This window comes from Rheinheimera sp. A13L (genome assembly GCF_000217935.1).
In the GTDB taxonomy this organism is placed as follows: Bacteria; Pseudomonadota; Gammaproteobacteria; order Enterobacterales; family Alteromonadaceae; genus Pararheinheimera.
Genome location: NZ_AFHI01000020.1, coordinates 33,371 through 51,659, shown reverse-complemented (window position 1 = coordinate 51,659; position 18,289 = coordinate 33,371). Strand labels below are relative to the sequence as shown.

Here is an 18,289-nt window from a genome sequence, read left to right as displayed (position 1 = left end):
TCCAGCGGCCTGCCTGCACCAATACAATGCAAAATTTCAGCAATGCCCTGCAAAGGGGCGACATACCCGGAGGTGAATACGTATTCATGTTGAACATTGGCGGCGATAAGTTTAACTAGTAGGGTCAGATTAATATCAACTACCAGACAGATATAAGTCTGAAACAAAAAAAACACACTATCCGGGGATAAGGGCATGAATAAATTTAAATTGAGCATACTCACCGTTGCTATAGCAGCAGGTGTAAGTTCATATAGTTACGCGCAGGAACAAGAAACTAAATTATCAGCAACGGAAGCGCGCGAAAAAGCAAAAGCTGATGCCGCTATTGAAACTATTGAAATTAAAGGTTTCCGTCGTTCTTTGTATGATTCTCTTAATGAAAAGCGCTATTCAGACGTAATCTCTGAATCCGTATCTGCAGATGATCTTGGCTCATTACCGGATGTGTCTATTGCCGATGCATTAGCCCGCTTACCAGGTGTGACTGCAGTGCGCACCGGTGGTCAGGCTGGTGCATTAAACATTCGTGGTCTGTCAGGTGATTTTGTGTTTGCCACCTTAAATGGCCGTGAACAGGTTTCTCCAAGTGGCAGCCGTACTGTTGAATTTGACCAGTTTCCATCCGAACTGATTTCTCAGGCTTCCGTATATAAGTCGCCAAAAGCATCCCTGATTGAAGGTGGTGTGGCGGGTTCTATCGAAATGAAGACTGCCAGTCCTTTATCAAAAACTAAAGATCACTCTGTGAATCTGAACCTTCGAGGCAGCTTCAACGATCGCGCTGATCAAGTTCCTGATGCGACAGAATACGGCAACAGGATCAGTGGTTCTTATTCTGGTAAGTTTCTGGATGAAACATTAGGTTTTGCTGTGGGTTATTCCCGCTTATTCCAGCCGAGTGTCGCCACTCAATTTGTTGGTTTGGCGTACAACGGTGGTTCTATGGACACCAACGCTGATGGTACTTCAGAAGTGATCAGTGAAGGTTTTGAACTGCAGCATTTGGGCGGTAAAGAGACCCGTGATGGTTACATGACTGCTATAGAGTGGCGTCCAAACTCTGCGGTAACAGTGAAAGGTGACGTATTTTATTCAGAGTTTAAATCTGAAGAGTTTGCCCGTGGTTTCCGCGTTAAAAGCCTGAACAACGGTAACATTACTAATGGTGTTGTAGCCGATGGCGCTATGATCGGCGGTACGGTTTCCCGTATTCCGGGTCGTGATTTTCTCGTTCAGACCACTAACGATGACAACACCGATACTGACAAAGTATTATCTACTGGTCTTAACATCGAATGGATGGCAACAGACCAGTTGACTTTAACTGGTGATATTTCTACATCGCAATCTGACAGTAACTTTATTAATGGCGTGAACTGGTCATTGGCTTTTGCTGATGCGAATGCCGTAAATCCTGTGGTTGCTAACGATGCATCAGTTACTTACCTGTTAAACGGTCTAAATGTACCTTCTGTGGCCTTTAACCGTGACTATACCGACCTCGATTCGGTGATGATGGCAAAAATTGGTATTTATCCCTATGTAAACTCAGATGAAGTAAATGCGCTGCGTCTGGACGGTAAATACGATTTGCAAGATTCAGAGTTCTTCTCTTCTGTTGAAGCTGGTGTACGTATTTCCGAACGTGAAGCCCGCAACGATCGTAGCGTGTTCGAGTTTGGTAACGACTTTGGTAACTACGCTCCAGGTCAGGGACCGTTAAAACTCACCGAGGATATGGTGCGTGAAGTTAATTTTAGTGGTGAGTTTTCCGGTTTACCCTCGTATTTAGCTATAGATCTGAATAAAGCGTTAGATGCATGGCTCGGTGCTGGTAACTACACACCACAAAAAGATTTACGCAGCGATTGGACTTTCTTAAACAGCAATACAGTGAATGAAGACGTCACAGCTGCTTACATTCAAGGTAATCTGGATACTGAAATGTTTGGTGTTCCAGTGACTGGTAACTTAGGTCTGCGTGTTGTTCGCACCGATCAAAGTTCAACGGGTTACTTGAACGTAGGGCAAGATACTCCTGAAACTGAAACTGTGTGTGACGAAGGTGGTCGTTGTACAGACAATTTTGTATTAAGCACCCGTGGCCATACATTCACTAAATCATTACCAAGCGTGAACCTGAACTTTATCCTGACAGATGACGATCAAATTCGTTTTGCTGCTGCTAAAGTCATGGGGCGTCCGCCAATTGCTGACTTAGCTGCTGGTGGTGGTAGCTGGATTGATGGTGGCAAGTTCAACGTATGGAGCCGTGGCCCAGACTTAGAACCATTTATGGCCAAGCAGTTTGATTTATCTTACGAGCATTATTTCGAAAACGACGATGGCGCTTTCAGCTTCGCTATTTTCAATAAAGATATTGATAGTTTTGTGCAAACTACTGTAATCAATAATCCTGATTTTGATGCATTAGGTATTCCGATGCCGGAGTTTGATCCAAACAACCCGGGTCAGGCTTTAGTTCCTGGTATTTATGAGACCAAAACGAATAATGCTAAAGGCGGTTACATTCGTGGTTTCGAAGCTGCGGTCACTAAAACGTTTAGCTTTTTACCTGGTATTTGGTCTGGTTTAGGTACTAACATCAGTTACTCCTACACCAAGAGCGAAATTGAGCAGACTAATAACCTGAGTGGTAGCAGCAGAACTATTTCTCTGCCGGGTTTATCACCTAAAGTAATCAGCGCTACTCTGTACTTTGATTACGATAAGTTCTCAACCCGTGTGTCAGCGCGCTATCGCGATGCCTTTATCGGTGAGCAGGTTGCCGTAGAAACTCAGTTGGCTTATTACTCGGATGAAACAGTGATGGATTATCAGGCCAGTTATAAAGTGACTGAAAATCTGGATGTTTTATTCCAGGTGAACAACCTGACAGATGAACCAACCAAAACTTACTTCGGTAATGAAGCTCAAACCGGAACATTACAGTACTTCGGTCGTCAATATTACTTTGGCGTTAACTATTCTATGTAATAGGGATCAAACTGCCTGAGGTGGTTTGAACACAAAGCTGCCATGATGAAGATGAAAATCTGTAGTCAGGCAGCTTTTTTATTGGTTTTTGTGGGTGAAAATCCAGTATAAAAGCTGAAATCTGTACGTTATCAAATAGGTCAACCATGAGAAATCCAATCACGAAAATTGGTCTGCTGCTGTTATCGTTATGCTCTTCGGTGTTGTGGTCTGCAGACTATCAGTCTCACCAGGTGACAGAGCAAGGGCTGGAAGTCAAAACTGATGAAGGGCTGGTGCTGTTTCGCTTTTTAACACCTGATGCTATTGAGGCTTTTTATCAACAGGAGGGCATCAAACAACAGCCATCTTTTGCTCTTGTTGACCCTGCAACTCAGGTGAAAGCTAAAGTGGTTGACTCTGCGGATAGCATTGAATTTAAAACCGAAACCTTGAGCGCAAAGCTGCATAAATCACCATTTTCAGTCAGCTATTATCGTGATGGAAAACTTATTCTGGCGGAAGAAAAGGGCTTTTTTGCTCATGAAACGATGAGAGGCTTCCGCTTTAAGCTACAGGATGATGAAAAACTATTAGGTACAGGCCAGCGGGTGGTGGGCATGGACAGACGTGGTCAGCGTTTGCCTTTGTACAATAAAGCCAGCTACGGCTACACCACTGAAGCACAGCAAATGTATTTTGGTTTACCCGCTGTGATGTCGAGCGAAAAGTATCTGTTGCTGTTTGATAACAGCGCCAGTGGTTTTGTTGATTTAGGCAAAACTGAAAAAAATGTGCTGCAATTTGAAGCTGTGGCAGGCCGTACTGCTTATATTGTGATGGCAGCGCCCACTTATCCAAAACTGATTGAAGAGTACGTGACAGTAACGGGCAAGCAACCACTGCCACCGCGTTGGGCTTTGGGGAATTTTGCTTCACGTTTTGGCTATCGTACCGAGGCCGAAACCCGCGCCATAGTGGATAAATTTGCCGCTGAAGACTTTCCATTGGATGCGGTAGTGTTGGATTTATACTGGTTTGGGCCAGATATTCAAGGCCATATGGGCAACTTAGCCTGGGATAAAAAGGCCTTCCCTAACCCTAAAAGCATGATCAGCGACTTTAAAGCTAAAGGAGTGAACACAGTACTGATCACTGAACCTTTTGTTTTGAGTACCTCGAAACGATGGGATGAAGCCGTCCAGGCCAAAGCTTTAGCCACTGATTTAGCGGGAAAAGCCAAAACCTTCGATTTTTATTTTGGTAACACAGGCTTAGTGGATGTGTTTTCAAAAGAGGGCACAAGCTGGTTTGAAGGAATTTATAACGAGTTGGCTGAGTATGGCGTAGCGGGCTGGTGGGGCGATTTAGGCGAGCCTGAAGTGCATCCTTCTGATGCAATTCACAGCATAGGCTCTGCGGACGAAATTCATAATGTGTATGGTCATCGTTGGGCTGAACTGGTGTATCAGAACCGCTTAGAAAAGCAACCAGAACAGCGCCCTATGATTATGATGCGTTCGGGTTTTGCTGGCTCACAACGTTTTGGCATGATCCCCTGGACAGGAGATGTCAGCCGCAGCTGGGATGGTTTAAAACCTCAGGTGGAACTGGCGCTGCAAATGGGTTTGTTAGGCCTGGCTTATACCCATTCCGATTTAGGTGGTTTTGCCGGTGGCGAAGTTTTTGATAAAGAAATGTATATCCGCTGGTTGCAGTACGGTGTGTTCCAGCCTGTGTATCGCCCTCACGCCCAGGAGCAAATAGCCCCAGAGCCTGTGTTGCACGACAAAGAAACCAAAGACATTTTGCGGGAATACATCAAGTTACGTTACCGCTTAACGCCTTACAACTACACTTTGGCGTATCAAAACAGCAGCACTGGTATGCCATTAATGCGGCCGCTGTTTTTTGAAAACGAAGCAGACACCAGTTTAATTGCAAATAAAGACAGTTACTTATGGGGTGATGCCTTTTTAGTTACTCCAGTGACTGCTGCTGGCGTGAAGTCGGTACCAGTGCAGTTACCTGCTGGTGTCTGGCTGGATTATTGGACAGGCAAGGTTTATCAGGGCGGAAAAACTATTGAACAACCGACCGACTTAACTACCTTGCCTGTGCTGGTCCGTGCCGGCTCTTTTGTGCCTATGGTGCCTGCTGTTCAAAGTTTAAAAGACTACAGCAGCCGTCAGTTAGAGCTGCATTATTACCACGATCAATCCATCCGTCAGGCCAAAGGCCAAATGTATGAAGATGATGGAAAATCACCGGATTCATTGAGCAAAGGCCAGTATGAACTGCTGACCTTCAATGCAGAAGCAAAAGGTCAAAGTTTGGCTTTTGAATTAAATCGCACAGGTTTGGGTTATCTGGGTATGCCAAAACAACGTTATGTCACTTTGGTCGTGCATCAAAGTGACAAACCCAACGCAGTGACTGTTAATGGCCGTAATGTAGCACTGGGTGAAACTGCTGCTGACGCAACTCAAACCGCCTATTATGATGCAGAACGCAAAGTAGTAAAGGTAACCTTGGACTGGAATACAGCCCAAGCCAGAATTCAACTGAACTAGATGTGATGCCGTGTTAAAAAGAAAAGCCAGTCTTCATCAGACTGGCTTTTTCAGATTCTGTCTGTATGCCTGGCGCTAGCTTTTTTCATCAGACCTGATGAAGTTTCTGCAGAATGTTCTGATGTGGTTGGTAATTCAGGGCACAACGTTCGACAAAATCTCTGATACTTGTTAGGTTGTATTTCAGAGCTTCGGCATTACCTGGTTTTAGCTGCGATTGTTCAGGGAAGAGGCCATAACCAGCCAGCAGACAATGCCAGGATATAGAAGGGAAATATCGACCTATCTGTTGTCGATCAATTTCCTGCCTCAGATCTGCTCCTCCCACCCAACACTGTAATACCTGTCTTAACGACTCCGAAATATCGTTATTGTTGCTGTTCGCCCGCCAGTAGTCCGTGTCCGTTCTTGAGTTTACTTTGTAGTGGCAGACAATATAGTCACGCACAGATTCAAATCTGTGATTAATGATCTGATTAAATTTATCCCGATTTTTGTCGGTAAAGCCCGCGGCACTGTAAGCCTCAATAAAAGCCAACAGGGTTTCCTGCACTAAATGCAAGGCTGTGGCTTCCAGGGGTTCGATAAAACCCTGAGACAAACCCACAGCCAGACAGTTTTTAGCCCAGTGCTGTTGCAAGCGGCCCACTTTCATTTTCAGAAAACGCACAGGTTCAGCGCTATCCAGTAAACCCAGTTTTGTTCTGAGCTCTGTTTCAGCCTGATCGTTACTGCAAAAGGCTGAGCTGAAGACGTAACCGTTACCTGTTCTGTTAGTCAGCGGAATGTCCCATGCCCAACCTGCTTTTAAGGCCGTCGCTATAGTTTGTGAATTCACCTGCGCTGTTGCCGCAGTAGGCATGACCACAGCGCTATCATTAAACAGGTTATTACCGAAACTGATAAAAGGTTCTTTCAGACATTGCTGGATAAGAACGGCTTGGAAACCAGAGCAATCGACAAAAAGATCGGCTTCTATGGCCCGACCATCTTTGGTCACCAGACGGGATATATCGCCGTTAGGATGTTGCTCAACAGCAGCTACAGTACCTTCTATATGGGTGACACCTCGTTCTTTCGCTTTATTTTTTAAAAACTTCCCGAGCAGTACTGAGTCAAAGTGATAACCATAACTGACATTAAAAGGGAAATGAAAAGCGGCCTGAGGAGCCAATCCTTGCTGACAAAGATGGGATGCAAATAAAAACTGATCCGGGTGAGCTTCTACGTCAATTCCCTTACGACGTACAAAGGCGTTGTAGATAAATGCATCTGCCGTATAGTCATCAAGTTGTGACGGAAAAGGATGGCAGTAGCTGGAAAAGCCCGGTTTAGATGACCAGTTTTTGAACGTTATGCCGTTTTTGTAAGTCGCATTACAGGCAGGCATCCATTCTTGTTCTGGTATATCGACATAAGCGAAAAAGTCTTTCAATGAAGGGGTCGAACCTTCGCCAACACCAATAATTCCGATCTCTTCTGATTCCAGTAAACTGACAGAGATGTTCTGGCCAGCCCATTTTTTTATCATCAAATTCGCGGCCATCCAACCTGCGGTGCCACCGCCAAGGATCAGAACTTTTTTTGTATTCAACATTATTTATCTCTTGTTATAACCAGCTTGTTAAAGACTAGCCTTACCCTGTGTTTTGACAAGATACTAAAGCATAGCAACTGCTGTAAAAGAATACGTATGCACCAGCTTGGTGCCTTCTGTGATTCACTGTACTGTCGGATCACTAAAGATTAAAAACAGTGATGCTCTGGATACTGGCAAGGGGAAGTCTGATGAAAGAAATAGTTTTAATGCTTGCAGTTATGCTGACAGGCTGCATGGCCCAAGCCAGTCCCATCGAACATCTGGAGCCTGCCTTTTGGTGGGCTGGAATGAAAGAGCCGAAGTTGCAACTGATGGTGCATGGCAAAGATATTCAGCACACTCAGGTGGCGCTGAGTTATCCGGGCGTGAAGCTTTTGGGTGTACAGAAGGTACAAAACCCAAATTATCTTTTTGTCGATTTGGAACTGAGTGCTGATGTAAAACCTGGCAGTTTTGAGCTGAGCTTTAGCCAAAAGGGTAAGACAGTAGCGCGGTATCACTACAGCTTATTGGCGCGGCAGCAGGGTTCGGCTCAGCGCCAGGGTTTTAGTCAAAAAGATTTAATTTACCTCATCACACCGGATCGTTTTGTCAACGGCGACCCAACCAACGATGAAGTGAAAGGCATGAGCGAAGGGGTAGACAGAGCGAATCCGGGCGGCCGGCATGGTGGTGATATTGCCGGTATGCAGCAGGCTTTGCCGTATTTACAGCAACTGGGTGTGACGCAGATCTGGCCTCAGCCGCTGACGGAAAACAATAGTCCGGCTTATTCCTATCACGGTTATGCAGCTACGGATCTCTACAAAATAGACCCACGTTTTGGCAGCAATGAAAGTTACAAAAACTTTGTACTTGAGGCCAATACACAGGGCATAGGTGTGATCCAGGACATAGTGGTAAATCACATAGGATCCAACCACTGGTGGCTGAAAGATTTACCGGAAAAAAGCTGGCTGAATTACAACGCCAGTTTCCATCCAACCAATCACGCCCGCACTACAGTGCAGGACCCTTATGCCGCAGAGGTTGACGCCAAAGCTTTTGTCGATGGCTGGTTTGTCGACACTATGCCGGATTTAAATCAGCGTCATCCATTGTTGGCGACTTATTTGATCCAGAACTCTGTGTGGTGGGTGGAATATGCTGGTTTGTCCGGCATTCGTGAAGACACTTACTCTTATGCGGATAAAGATTTTCTGACTCAGTGGTCTAAACGCCTGATGAGCGAATACCCGAATTTTAATATTGTCGGTGAAGAGTGGAGCGCTAACCCTGTTGTGGTGTCCTATTGGCAAAAAGGCAAACAGAACTCTGATGGTTATCAGTCGTTTACACCCAGTATGATGGATTTTCCGCTGTATTACGCTTTGCTGGCTGCGCTGACTGAAGAAGAGTCATGGGATAAAGGCTGGATCAAACTTTATGAAGCTTTAGGCAACGATGTGATTTACCCGGATCCAACCAACCTGGTGTTGTTTGAGGGGAATCACGATACAGCACGGATATTTTCGTTATTCAATGAGGACAGTGATTTGTATCAGATGGCGATGATTTATCTGCTGACTGCCCCTCGTATTCCGCAGCTGTATTATGGCACTGAAATTCTGGCGCAAAGCCCTAAACAGCGTGACGATGGTTTAGTACGTAGTGATTTTCCCGGTGGTTGGGCAGGAGACGCAGTGAATGCCTTTACCGGCAAGGGTTTAAGCCAGGAGCAGCTACAGGCACAGCAACTGATCAAAACCCTGGCGAATTACCGTAAGAACAGCCTTGTGTTACAGCAAGGAAAGATGAAACATTTTAGCCCGGTCGATGGTATTTACAGTTATGTGCGTTATAAGGACAACAAACAACTGTGGGTGTTTTTTAATAAAAATGCCGATGCCAAAACCGTGGATCTAAAGCGTTATGCTGAACTATTACCAGCCCATGCCGGCTTTACTGAGGTGCTGACAGGCAAAAGCATCACCACCGAAGGAAGTCTGCAACTACCTGCGCGTGGCAGTTTAATGCTGGAACTGGAACCGGAGCTTCAGTAAGGCAAAGGCGGTATTTTTAGCAGCTTTAATAACAGATTGCGTCCGGCCCGCAGCAGTGGATAACTAAAGCGGGCACGGCCTGCAGATTGAAACCAATATAACCAAAGCCTGTTGCGCCAACTGGCTTCATTCAGTGAAGCCAGTAGCTGCAATACTTCAGCTCCTTTTAACCAGCGGCCGTCCAGCCTCAACAGCATGCTTTGATTCACAATCAAACCCAGATGGTGCAATTCAGCCAGTAAAAGCGGGGCTTGTTCAGGCAAATCTCTGGCATTGAGCAGCGTCAGTTCGCCGAATTGTTTTTGCAGCCGCTGCGCCGCCACATAGTTGCGGCACAGAGGGCAGTCTCCATCGTAAATCAGCAGTAGCTGTTGCATAGCCATCCTTTTCAGTGAAACAGTGGCTAGTCTAAAGCAAAAGCCTTTCTGCATGGTGAACTGGCGATAAAATAGCCAGATTTAACTGGCGAAACTGTGTCACAGGGTTAAACTAGTAAGTAGTCTAATTTCTGGTCGCCAGTCCAGATGGAGTTTGTCATGATCAACAACATCAGCCCGGGTTTTATTCCGTCAAACCCTGTGGTTAATCCTGCTACAGCCAATGCGGGTTCCAATGTGGCCAACACAGAGACTACAGCGTCTGCCAGCAAAAAAGCAGAACTGGAGTTTAGCCCTGGTCGTAACTCGGCTAAAGACTATTCTGCTGTCCAGCAAAGTCTGGCGAAGGGCAAAGGTGCTGTGGAAAGTGCTCAGGCCGCCACAACAGAGATTAAAGATTCACTGGTGAAAGTACGGGAAGTAGCCACTCAACTGGCGGATGATTCGTTAGCTGCTCCTGATCGTGAAAAGTTACAAAAACAGTATGCTGAACTGCGTACAGGCATTGAAAAATCATTGGAAAGTGCCAGCTATAAAGGCGCTGATGGTGGTAAGGGCGTAAATTTGCTAACCGATAAAGACAGCAGCAAAGTGACGATCAATAGTTATGGCAGTCAATCTGAACTGCGCAGCAGCACCCTGGATAAAAGTCTGGGTCTGCCGGAAAAAATAGGCTCAGCAGCCGAAGCCCGTGACTTGTTAAATGGTAAAGATGGCAAAGCCAGTGTACTGGCGACGGCTGAGACTGCAGCAGCCGACAGCGCAGAACGCTTGGCAAAAGAAGATAAAAAGCTGAAAGCTCAGTTAGAGACAGCAACAGCTGTCAGTAAAGCAGCGAATAGTCTGGAATCCGAACGTACAGGGGGCCGTAATTCAGCCCGGGCTGCACCAGATGAAGAAAGCAGAGCTGCTTTGTTAAAGCAGGCTGAAGAAACCCGTCAGCAATTAAAACAACAAGCCATGGGTATAGGCAACAAAGATCAAGGTGCTCGCTCTTTGCTGAGTTTATTTAATTAAGCCCTTCTGATGCGAAGACCACTGGATTTATATCGTCATACCCGCTTATTAGCGTCAAACACCAAAGCCCTCGAGGCTCAGGTGTTTCGTCGTGTACTCTATCAGCTTGAACTGGCACAACAGGGTTCTGAACTGGAACAAATCAAAGCTTTGGCCGATCTTCGGGTGCTGTGGCTGACGGTTTCAGGTTTAGTCAGCGATCCGGATAATCATCTGCCTGCTGCGCTGCAGGGCAATCTGCAACAACTGGCGGTGGCCGTGCTTCGCGAACTGGATTTACCTGTGGCTGAACAAGACAGGCCATGGTTGGTTCAGGTGAGCATTCAAATTGCCGAGGGCTTAGAAGCCTGACTTACAATTCCGCCTCTCATTATTTGGCAGACCAGAGACTTATCTGGTTTGATTTGCCACTAGTCGCAGCCAAAATCTTAAAACTGGACAATACCCTCCTTTTCTCTACACTGGTTTTGCGTAAAAACTGATAACTAAAATCAAATTCAGGAAAGCCCATGTTAAATAAATCTACCCTGGCCCTCGCTGTGCTTGTGGCACTGGCAGGCTGTGATAAAGCCCAAACCCCAACTCAATCCACTGAAACCCCTGCAGCCGCAGTGGCTGAAGTAAAAACTTTAACTTCAGGTATTGAGCTGTCCAATATGGATACCAGCGTAAAGCCAGCTCAGGACTTTTTCCGTTATGTAAACGGCAACTGGCTGGCAAAAACTGAAATACCAGCCGACAAAGGCCGTTGGGGCAGTTTTGATGAATTGCGTGAAAACGCTGATAAACAAGTACTGGCCATAGTGCAGGAGCTGGCGGGCCAAACGGCAGAACAAGGCACTGATACTCAGAAAATTTCTGACTTCTACCGCTCTTATATGGATACAGCAACACTGGATACCTTAGGTTTAGAGCCATTAAAAGCAGACTTTACCAAAATAGAAGCACTGGCTTCTCATGCCGATTTAGCCACACTTTGGGGCGAATTACAGGCCGCACGTACCGGCACTCCAGTGGTGTTATTTATTAGTCAGGATCAAAAAGCGTCCGATCAGTATATTACCCTGGCGAACCAGTCAGGTTTAGGTATGCCAGACCGTGATTATTATCTGAACACTGATGAAAAATCGAAAGAAATTCAGCAGAAATACCAGGCTTATATCAGCAAAGTCGCTGAATTAGCTGGCTGGGATGACCCGGCGAAAGTGGCTGCCACTGTCTATGCGATAGAAAGCAAACTGGCAGAAGCACAATGGAGCCGGGTGCAAAACCGTGATCGTAATGCCACGTACAACAAATTAACTCTGGCTCAGCTTGCTGAGACAGCGCCTGGTTTTGACTGGGCTGCTTTATTAGGTGCAGCTAAACTCTCTGATGTCAAAGAAGTAGTAGTGCGTCAACCTACTTACCTGACCGCTTTTGCTAAGTTACAAAAAGAAATCCCGGTTGCTGACTGGCAAAGTTACTTAAAATTCCATCTGGTGCGTGCCAACAGTGAGTTATTGGCCAGCGGCTTTGATCAGGCCAGTTTTGAATTTTACGGTAAAACTCTGTCTGGCTTAGAAGCTCAGCGTGAACGCGAAAAACGAGCTGTGGCTGCTCTTGAAGGCTCTTTAGGTTTTATGCTGGGCAAAATTTATGTCGAGCGTCATTTTAAGCCTGAAGCCAAAGAGCGCATGGATCAGATGATCAAAAATATGAGAGTCGCTTTTAAAGAGGCTATTGATGGTCTGGAGTGGATGACCCCTGAAACTAAAAAGGCGGCTCAGGAAAAGCTGTCTAAGTTTAATGCCAAAATTGGTTACCCTGATGTATGGCGTGATTACAGCTGTTTAGAAGTAAAAGCCGGCGACTTAGTGGGCAATATACAGCGCAGCAGCCAGTGTGAGTTTGACCGTATGGTGGCTAAACTTGGACAGCCTGTGGATCGCACTGAATGGGGCATGACACCTCAAACTGTCAATGCGTATTACAGCTCTACGATGAATGAAATTGTTTTCCCTGCTGCAATTTTGCAACCGCCATTTTTTAATGTGAATGCAGATGATGCGGTGAACTACGGCGCCATTGGTGGTGTGATAGGACATGAAATTACCCACGGTTTTGATGATCAGGGTCGTCGTTCAGACGGCAATGGTAACTTAACGGACTGGTGGAAACCTACAGATGCAGAGCAGTTCCAGAAACGTGCTCAGTTGATGATTGACCAGTACAGTGCTTTTAATCCTATTGATGATTTAAAACTGCAGGGTGCTTTAGGTTTAGGTGAAAACATTGCCGACTTAGGTGGTTTAACTGTTGCCTTTAAAGCTTATCAAACCTCGTTACAGGGCAAAGCAGCGCCTGTGATTGATGGTTTCAGTGGTGATCAGCGTTTCTTTATGGGCTGGTCTCAGGTGTGGCGGATCAAGTTCCGTGATGCGTCCTTACGTCAGCAAGTCATCACAGGACCTCATTCCCCTGGCATGTACCGTGTGTTAGGTGTGCTGTCGAATATGCCTGAATTTTATCAGACCTTTGATGTGAAACCTGGTGATGGTATGTACCGTGATGATGCGGTACGGGTCAAAATCTGGTAACTAGTGAACGCTTTACAGGGACGTCTTTTGGCGTCCCTTTTTACAGCTGGGAAAAGCGTTAAGCCGTCATTCCCTGCCAGGCTATCGTCATCTGGAAAAAATGGGCATCTGCTTCAGGCTGAGCCATACTGATTCAGATCGTCTTTGATACTCTGTGCAGCAGCTGAATACGTATTCAGCTGGTTGCTGGCTCTGGCAAAGGCTGTTCTAATCGATCTCTTCTCCAACGCTCTAACAGGCGTCGTCAGCGTTGTCCATTGCAGGTGAACTGAAGGCCGGATTAGATGACAGAGGAGCCGGTTTCAGGTGAGCGCTCACCTGACATTCACATAAAAATAATAGGACAACAGATGAAACAACCGCAGTTATCGTTCTGGCAGATATGGAACCTCAGTTTTGGTTTTCTTGGGGTGCAAATTGGTTTTGCTTTGCAAAATGGCAATGTCAGCCGCATTCTTTCCGATCTTGGCGCTGATTTATCGTCATTGTCATTGTTCTGGTTAGCTGCTCCTATCATGGGGTTGTTGGTGCAGCCTATAGTAGGTGCTGCTTCTGATCGTACCTGGAACAGATTCGGACGTCGTATTCCTTTTATGCTGGGTGGTGCAGTAGTTGCCGCTGGCGCTATGGTGTTGTTACCTAATTCTTCTATGGTGGTTGCCTTTATTCCGCCTATGTTGTTTGGTTTGGTGATTTTTGCGATTAAAGACGCGGCTTTTAATGTCACCTTTCAGCCGTTTCGGTCACTGGTCTCTGATATGGTTCCGGCCGAACAGCGTAATCTGGGGTTCTCAGTCCAAACCTTGTTGATTAACATTGGTGCAGTTTTTGGCTCTATTTTACCTTTTGTTCTGACCAACGTGATTGGTCTGGATAATGCTTCACAAACAGGTCAGGTGGCTGATTCAGTTATTTGGTCCTTTTACATTGGTGCTACTGTATTGCTGGGCAGCGTGTTATGGACTGCGTTCAGAACCCGCGAATACAACCCTGAACAATATTGCCAGTACAAAGGGCTGGACCTTGAAAAACTGCAGCAACAGCGCGAAAAAACCAGCTTTGCTGAGAAGATGAAGTCATTCTGGGCCACTATGCTGTCTATGCCTGGCATTATGAAACAGCTGGCTCTGGTGCAGTTTTTCTCCTGGTTTGCTTTGTTTATCATGTGGACTTATTTTCCGGCTGCGGTAGCGCAGAACAACTGGGGTGTTGCAGTGCACTGGTTTGATCCTGTTTATATTCAACAAATGGGTGGTGTACCTGCAGAGATAGCCGCCGCCAAAGGTGCCGCAGGCGATTGGGTGGGTATTCTGTATGCCGGTTATTCTTTGTTTGCGGTATTTTTTGCCATGGTCATGGCAAAGCTGGCCAATGTATTTGGCCGTAAACTGGTGTATTCCTTTGCGTTAGCTTGTGGTGGTGTAGGTTATCTGAGTTTTGTACTCTTTAACGATCCGACCCTGACTCAGGTGGATTTGCTGATCACTGAAGTCACTATTCCACAAGGCGCTTTGTCTTTAATGATCCCTATGATAGGCATAGGTATAGCATGGGCCGCTATATTGGCGATGCCTTATGCCATTCTGGCAGGTGCATTACCAGCGAATAAAACCGGCGTTTACATGGGAATTTTCAACTTCACTATAGCAGCGCCGCAGATTGTTTCAGGTTTACTGGCGGGCTGGATCCTTGGCTCCGTCTTTAAAAATGAAGCGCTGTATATTGTGATGCTGGCAGGTGCTGCCATGATATTGGGGGCTTTGTCTGTGTGGTTAGTCAAAGAACAAGAAACCACGGAAGCACAACAGTGATCCATAACGCCATGGCCTGCAGGTCATGGCGTCCGTCCTGATCCGCGGCTTTATGCTGGATCAGGGCCTTCCTCTGCTGTGCTTTAACGCCAGCGATAGTCTGCCCACAACTGACGTTGTGTTGGCTGCATAAAAGACCATACCAATAGCCTGCTTTGTTTATTGCCTTGTTGCATTTCAATCAGTTGCTGCTGTGCACCCAGTGTTGTCAGTTGTCGCTGCAATATTGGCAGATTTTCCTGTTTAGAAACCAGACTGCTAAACCACAACACTTGTTGTCCATAGCTTTGACTTTCGTTGATCATACGGCGAATAAAAGCCGCTTCTCCGCCTTCACACCAGAGTTCATGATTACGGCCAGCAAAGTTCAGTCTGGTATTTTTCTGACCGAGGTTTTTCGCTTTGCGTTCACTGCCCGCCTGAGCCTGCTCAGCGGAGCTGTGAAAAGGTGGATTGCATAAGGTTAAATCAAACAGATCATCAGGCTGAATAATACCCTGAAATATCAGTTCGCTTTTGTGCTGCTGCCGTAACGCTATTTTATGGTGCAGCTGGTTTTGGTCTATCAATAACACAGCTGCAGCCAGTGCTTCCGGGTCCAGTTCTGAGGCTGTAACTTTCCAGCCATATTCAGCCTGAGCAAGCAAAGGGTAAATCAGATTGGCACCACAGCCGGTGTCCAGCAGTTGCAGCTTCGAACCTGTTGGAATTTTACCTTTGTTCAGAGGCGCTAACAGATCGGCCAGATAATGCAGATAATCCACTCTTCCCGGCACTGCGGGGCATAAAAACTGCTCGGGCAATTGCCAGTGGGGTATCGCATAAAAGTGTTTTAACAAAGCCTGATTCAGGGTTTTAACAGCCTGAGGGTTGGCAAAATCAATCGAAACTGTGCCATAGCCGTTGTCGCGCACAAAGGCAGTTAAAGCCGGTACTGCAGCGGATAAAACTTCAAAATCATAAGCTTGCTGGTGCTTGTTACGAGGATGAAGGCCTTTGGAAGTGGGAGTCATAAAAAGAACCTGGGCTGCAGCTTAACGCTCTGCAGCACCACAAGATTGACGGACGATGATTTTTGGCTGAATTTCTGTCAGCTCTACAGCCTGATGATTAATCAGTTTTAATAAATTGACCACCAGCATCTCACCAGCCAGCGAGGTATTTTGCTGAATAGTGGTTAAAGCAGGAGAAGCAAAGGAAGCAACCGGAATATCGTCAAAGCCAACAACGGCAACATCTTCCGGTACTTTCAGGCCTTTTTTCTGCAAAGCGCGAATAGCACCTATAGCTATCAGATCACTGGCGCAGAATAAGGCGTCAAAGCTTTTGCCCTGAGCAAGTAATTGGTTGATAGCATCAAAACCTGCCTGCTCTGTTGAAATAGCGTCCAGTTGTGCCACAGTGCTTTCTGATATACCTGCCTGTTCTAAAGCATGAACCATGCCCTGATACCGGGCCAAAAATTCAGGGCTGTGGTCCGACGCATTACCAAGAAATGCAAAACGTTTTCTGCCTTGTTGCAACAGGTGCTGTCCGGCCAACTTACCACCTTGCAGGTTATTACTGCGGATAGTGAATTCAGGATGGCCGTGCACTTCAGCGCCCCAGCAAACAAAGTGGGTTTGCTGGGCTAACAGGGTATTGAGTTTTTCTTCGTAGTCTTTGTAATCGCCATAACCCAGCAGAATGATGCCATCCGCTTTTTTACTGTCTTCGTAGTCGGCATGCCAGTCATTACTGAGTTGTTGAAAGGAGACTAATAAATCATGGCCACGCTGGCTGCAGGCGCGGGTAATACTGCCCAACATAGCAAGAAAAAATGGATTAATTTGTGATTCATCCACAGTAGGGTCTTCAAACAGCAACAGCGCCAGGGTACCAGTGGTTTGTTTTCGTAAATTACTGGCGTTTTTATCCACCTTGTAATTTAACTGCTTGGCGATGGCAAAAATTTTGTCTTTGGTTTCCTGATTTACAGCTGGGCTGTCACGCAATGCACGGGAAACTGTAGATTGGGATACACCGGCAAGATAGGCGATATCAAAGGAGGTCGCTTTTCCTTTCAACGGTGTCATCGGGGCTATTCCTGGCTGATTTGTTGACTTCATATACCCTTCTCACTTGAAGCTGCAGCTGCGTTGGCTGCGCTTTCTCACCCTCATCACATAAGACAACTATGTGCAAAGGGACTCTTTCTGTTGTTGCCTTGCTGCTACAAGCTGATTGTTCTTGTGAGCGTCCGGCATCATAGCATTAAATTAGCCTGTTGGATCCTTTTCACCCCTGCAGAGAAAAGGTCTTTAGCTCCTGTGCTTCGGGTCAGAAAAAGCCTGCTGCTTTGCTGTGATTTTATGCGGCAATTTGTGTGAAGTTGTTAACTTTACTTAAGCTGTTTTGCTTTCAATGCTAAAGTGAAGGCCATTCATGCTTTGGGTAGTATTTTGATGAAATCAGTGGCTTGGCTTTTTCTTTTCTGTCTTTTAGGCAGCAGTACTGCATTCGCATGCGCTACTGATGAAGAAGGCTGCGTAGCTCCCCATCAGTTTCAGCTTTCTATGGCTTTGGGGGCAGGGCAACGCAGTAATCCATTGTATGACGGCGACAGCTTTCCTATGCTGCTTTTACCTGACTTTAGTTATTACACTGACTCCTGGTTTATTGATAATGGTACTTTGGGATATAGCCTAAAGCAAAATGAGCAATTTGCCGTCAGTATGGTGATGCGGCTGAATTCAGAAAAAGGCTATTTCCAGCGTTGGTTTGCCGGCAATGTAGTCAGTATGAGGACTTCAGGATCCTTGCTGCCACCGGAAGTCGACACTGGCACTGAAAAATCTCTGGCTGCAGTGTCTATTACAGATGTCAAAAAACGGCCCACAGCAGTAGACGCTGGTATACAGTTCAACTGGTTTGGTGAGCAATGGCAAAGCCGATTGAACCTGTGGCAGGACATCAGTTCAAAGTACAAAGGTCAGAACGCCAGCCTGAGCTGGTCACGGTTTTGGCCTTTTGCTGGAGGACAGTTTGACCTTAGTACCAGTTTATACTGGAAAAGCGCCAAACTCATCGAGACCTATTATGGTGTCGACGAGGATGACCTCTATTATCTGCAGCGTTATCAGGGCAGTGCCAGCTGGCAACCTGAATTAAGGTTAGGCTGGCAAAAAGCGTTGAACCAGCGTTGGTCATTGCTGACTTTTTATAGATATCTGCATTTGGATGATGCAATGACGGATAGTCCGTTAGTGCAGGATGATTCAGTGCAGACCTGGTTTGTAGGTGTAAGTTATCGCTTTTATTGACGCAAGGAT

At 46.2% G+C, this 18,289-nt stretch carries 12 protein-coding genes; 8 read left to right on the top strand and 4 right to left on the bottom strand.

Features of this window, described 5'->3' with window-relative positions; genetic code table 11:
• Nucleotides 1-195 precede the first annotated feature (195 nt).
• Nucleotides 196-3,000: a TonB-dependent receptor gene (locus tag RHEIN_RS11885; RefSeq protein WP_008899219.1), complete on the top strand. Its 2,805-nt coding sequence runs from the start codon at nucleotides 196-198 to the stop codon at nucleotides 2,998-3,000.
• A 146-nt stretch (nucleotides 3,001-3,146) separates the two neighbouring features.
• Nucleotides 3,147-5,552 (top strand): glycoside hydrolase family 31 protein, encoded by a 2,406-nt coding sequence (locus RHEIN_RS11880; RefSeq protein WP_008899218.1) that lies wholly within the window; start codon nucleotides 3,147-3,149, stop codon nucleotides 5,550-5,552.
• 88 nt (nucleotides 5,553-5,640) lie between these two features.
• Here RHEIN_RS11880 and RHEIN_RS11875 read toward each other — a convergent pair whose 3' ends face one another.
• Nucleotides 5,641-7,149 carry a tryptophan halogenase family protein gene (locus RHEIN_RS11875; protein WP_008899217.1) on the bottom strand — a complete coding sequence of 503 codons (1,509 nt, stop codon included), beginning with the start codon at nucleotides 7,147-7,149 and terminating at the stop codon, nucleotides 5,641-5,643.
• Nucleotides 7,150-7,340: 191 nt separating this feature from the next.
• Between RHEIN_RS11875 and RHEIN_RS11870 the strand changes: the two genes are divergently transcribed.
• Nucleotides 7,341-9,194, top strand: a complete 1,854-nt coding sequence (locus RHEIN_RS11870; protein ID WP_008899216.1) for a glycoside hydrolase family 13 protein — start codon at nucleotides 7,341-7,343, stop codon at nucleotides 9,192-9,194.
• Here RHEIN_RS11870 and RHEIN_RS11865 read toward each other — a convergent pair.
• Nucleotides 9,188-9,571, bottom strand: a complete 384-nt coding sequence (locus RHEIN_RS11865; RefSeq protein ID WP_008899215.1) for a DCC1-like thiol-disulfide oxidoreductase family protein — start codon at nucleotides 9,569-9,571, stop codon at nucleotides 9,188-9,190. The genes RHEIN_RS11870 and RHEIN_RS11865 overlap by 7 nt on opposite strands.
• 159 nt (nucleotides 9,572-9,730) lie before the next feature.
• Here RHEIN_RS11865 and RHEIN_RS11860 point away from each other — a divergent pair, with 159 nt between their 5' ends.
• The 4 genes from RHEIN_RS11860 (at nucleotide 9,731) to RHEIN_RS11845 (ending at nucleotide 14,978) form a co-directional block, all read left to right on the top strand.
• Nucleotides 9,731-10,588, top strand: a complete 858-nt coding sequence (locus tag RHEIN_RS11860; RefSeq protein ID WP_008899214.1) for a flagellin/flagellar hook associated protein — start codon at nucleotides 9,731-9,733, stop codon at nucleotides 10,586-10,588.
• A gap of 9 nt (nucleotides 10,589-10,597) precedes the next feature.
• Complete coding sequence (locus RHEIN_RS11855) at nucleotides 10,598-10,939, top strand: flagellar biosynthesis regulator FlaF (protein WP_008899213.1); 342 nt, start codon at nucleotides 10,598-10,600, stop codon at nucleotides 10,937-10,939.
• Nucleotides 10,940-11,097: 158 nt separating this feature from the next.
• Nucleotides 11,098-13,167 (top strand): M13 family metallopeptidase, encoded by a 2,070-nt coding sequence (locus RHEIN_RS11850; RefSeq protein WP_008899212.1) that lies wholly within the window; start codon nucleotides 11,098-11,100, stop codon nucleotides 13,165-13,167.
• A gap of 350 nt (nucleotides 13,168-13,517) precedes the next feature.
• Nucleotides 13,518-14,978 carry an MFS transporter gene (locus RHEIN_RS11845; protein ID WP_008899211.1) on the top strand — a complete coding sequence of 487 codons (1,461 nt, stop codon included), beginning with the start codon at nucleotides 13,518-13,520 and terminating at the stop codon, nucleotides 14,976-14,978.
• An 83-nt stretch (nucleotides 14,979-15,061) separates the two neighbouring features.
• Here the strand turns inward: RHEIN_RS11845 and rlmF are convergent, their stop codons facing one another.
• Nucleotides 15,062-15,991: a 23S rRNA (adenine(1618)-N(6))-methyltransferase RlmF gene (gene rlmF, locus RHEIN_RS11840; RefSeq protein WP_008899210.1), complete on the bottom strand. Its 930-nt coding sequence runs from the start codon at nucleotides 15,989-15,991 to the stop codon at nucleotides 15,062-15,064.
• A gap of 21 nt (nucleotides 15,992-16,012) precedes the next feature.
• On the bottom strand, nucleotides 16,013-17,053 hold the full coding sequence (locus tag RHEIN_RS11835) for a LacI family DNA-binding transcriptional regulator (RefSeq protein ID WP_008899209.1): 1,041 nt from the start codon (nucleotides 17,051-17,053) through the stop codon (nucleotides 16,013-16,015).
• 369 nt (nucleotides 17,054-17,422) lie between these two features.
• On the opposite strand from RHEIN_RS11835, the gene RHEIN_RS11830 reads away from it, so the two are divergent.
• Nucleotides 17,423-18,280, top strand: a complete 858-nt coding sequence (locus RHEIN_RS11830) for a MipA/OmpV family protein (protein ID WP_050801187.1) — start codon at nucleotides 17,423-17,425, stop codon at nucleotides 18,278-18,280.
• Nucleotides 18,281-18,289: the final 9 nt, after the last annotated feature.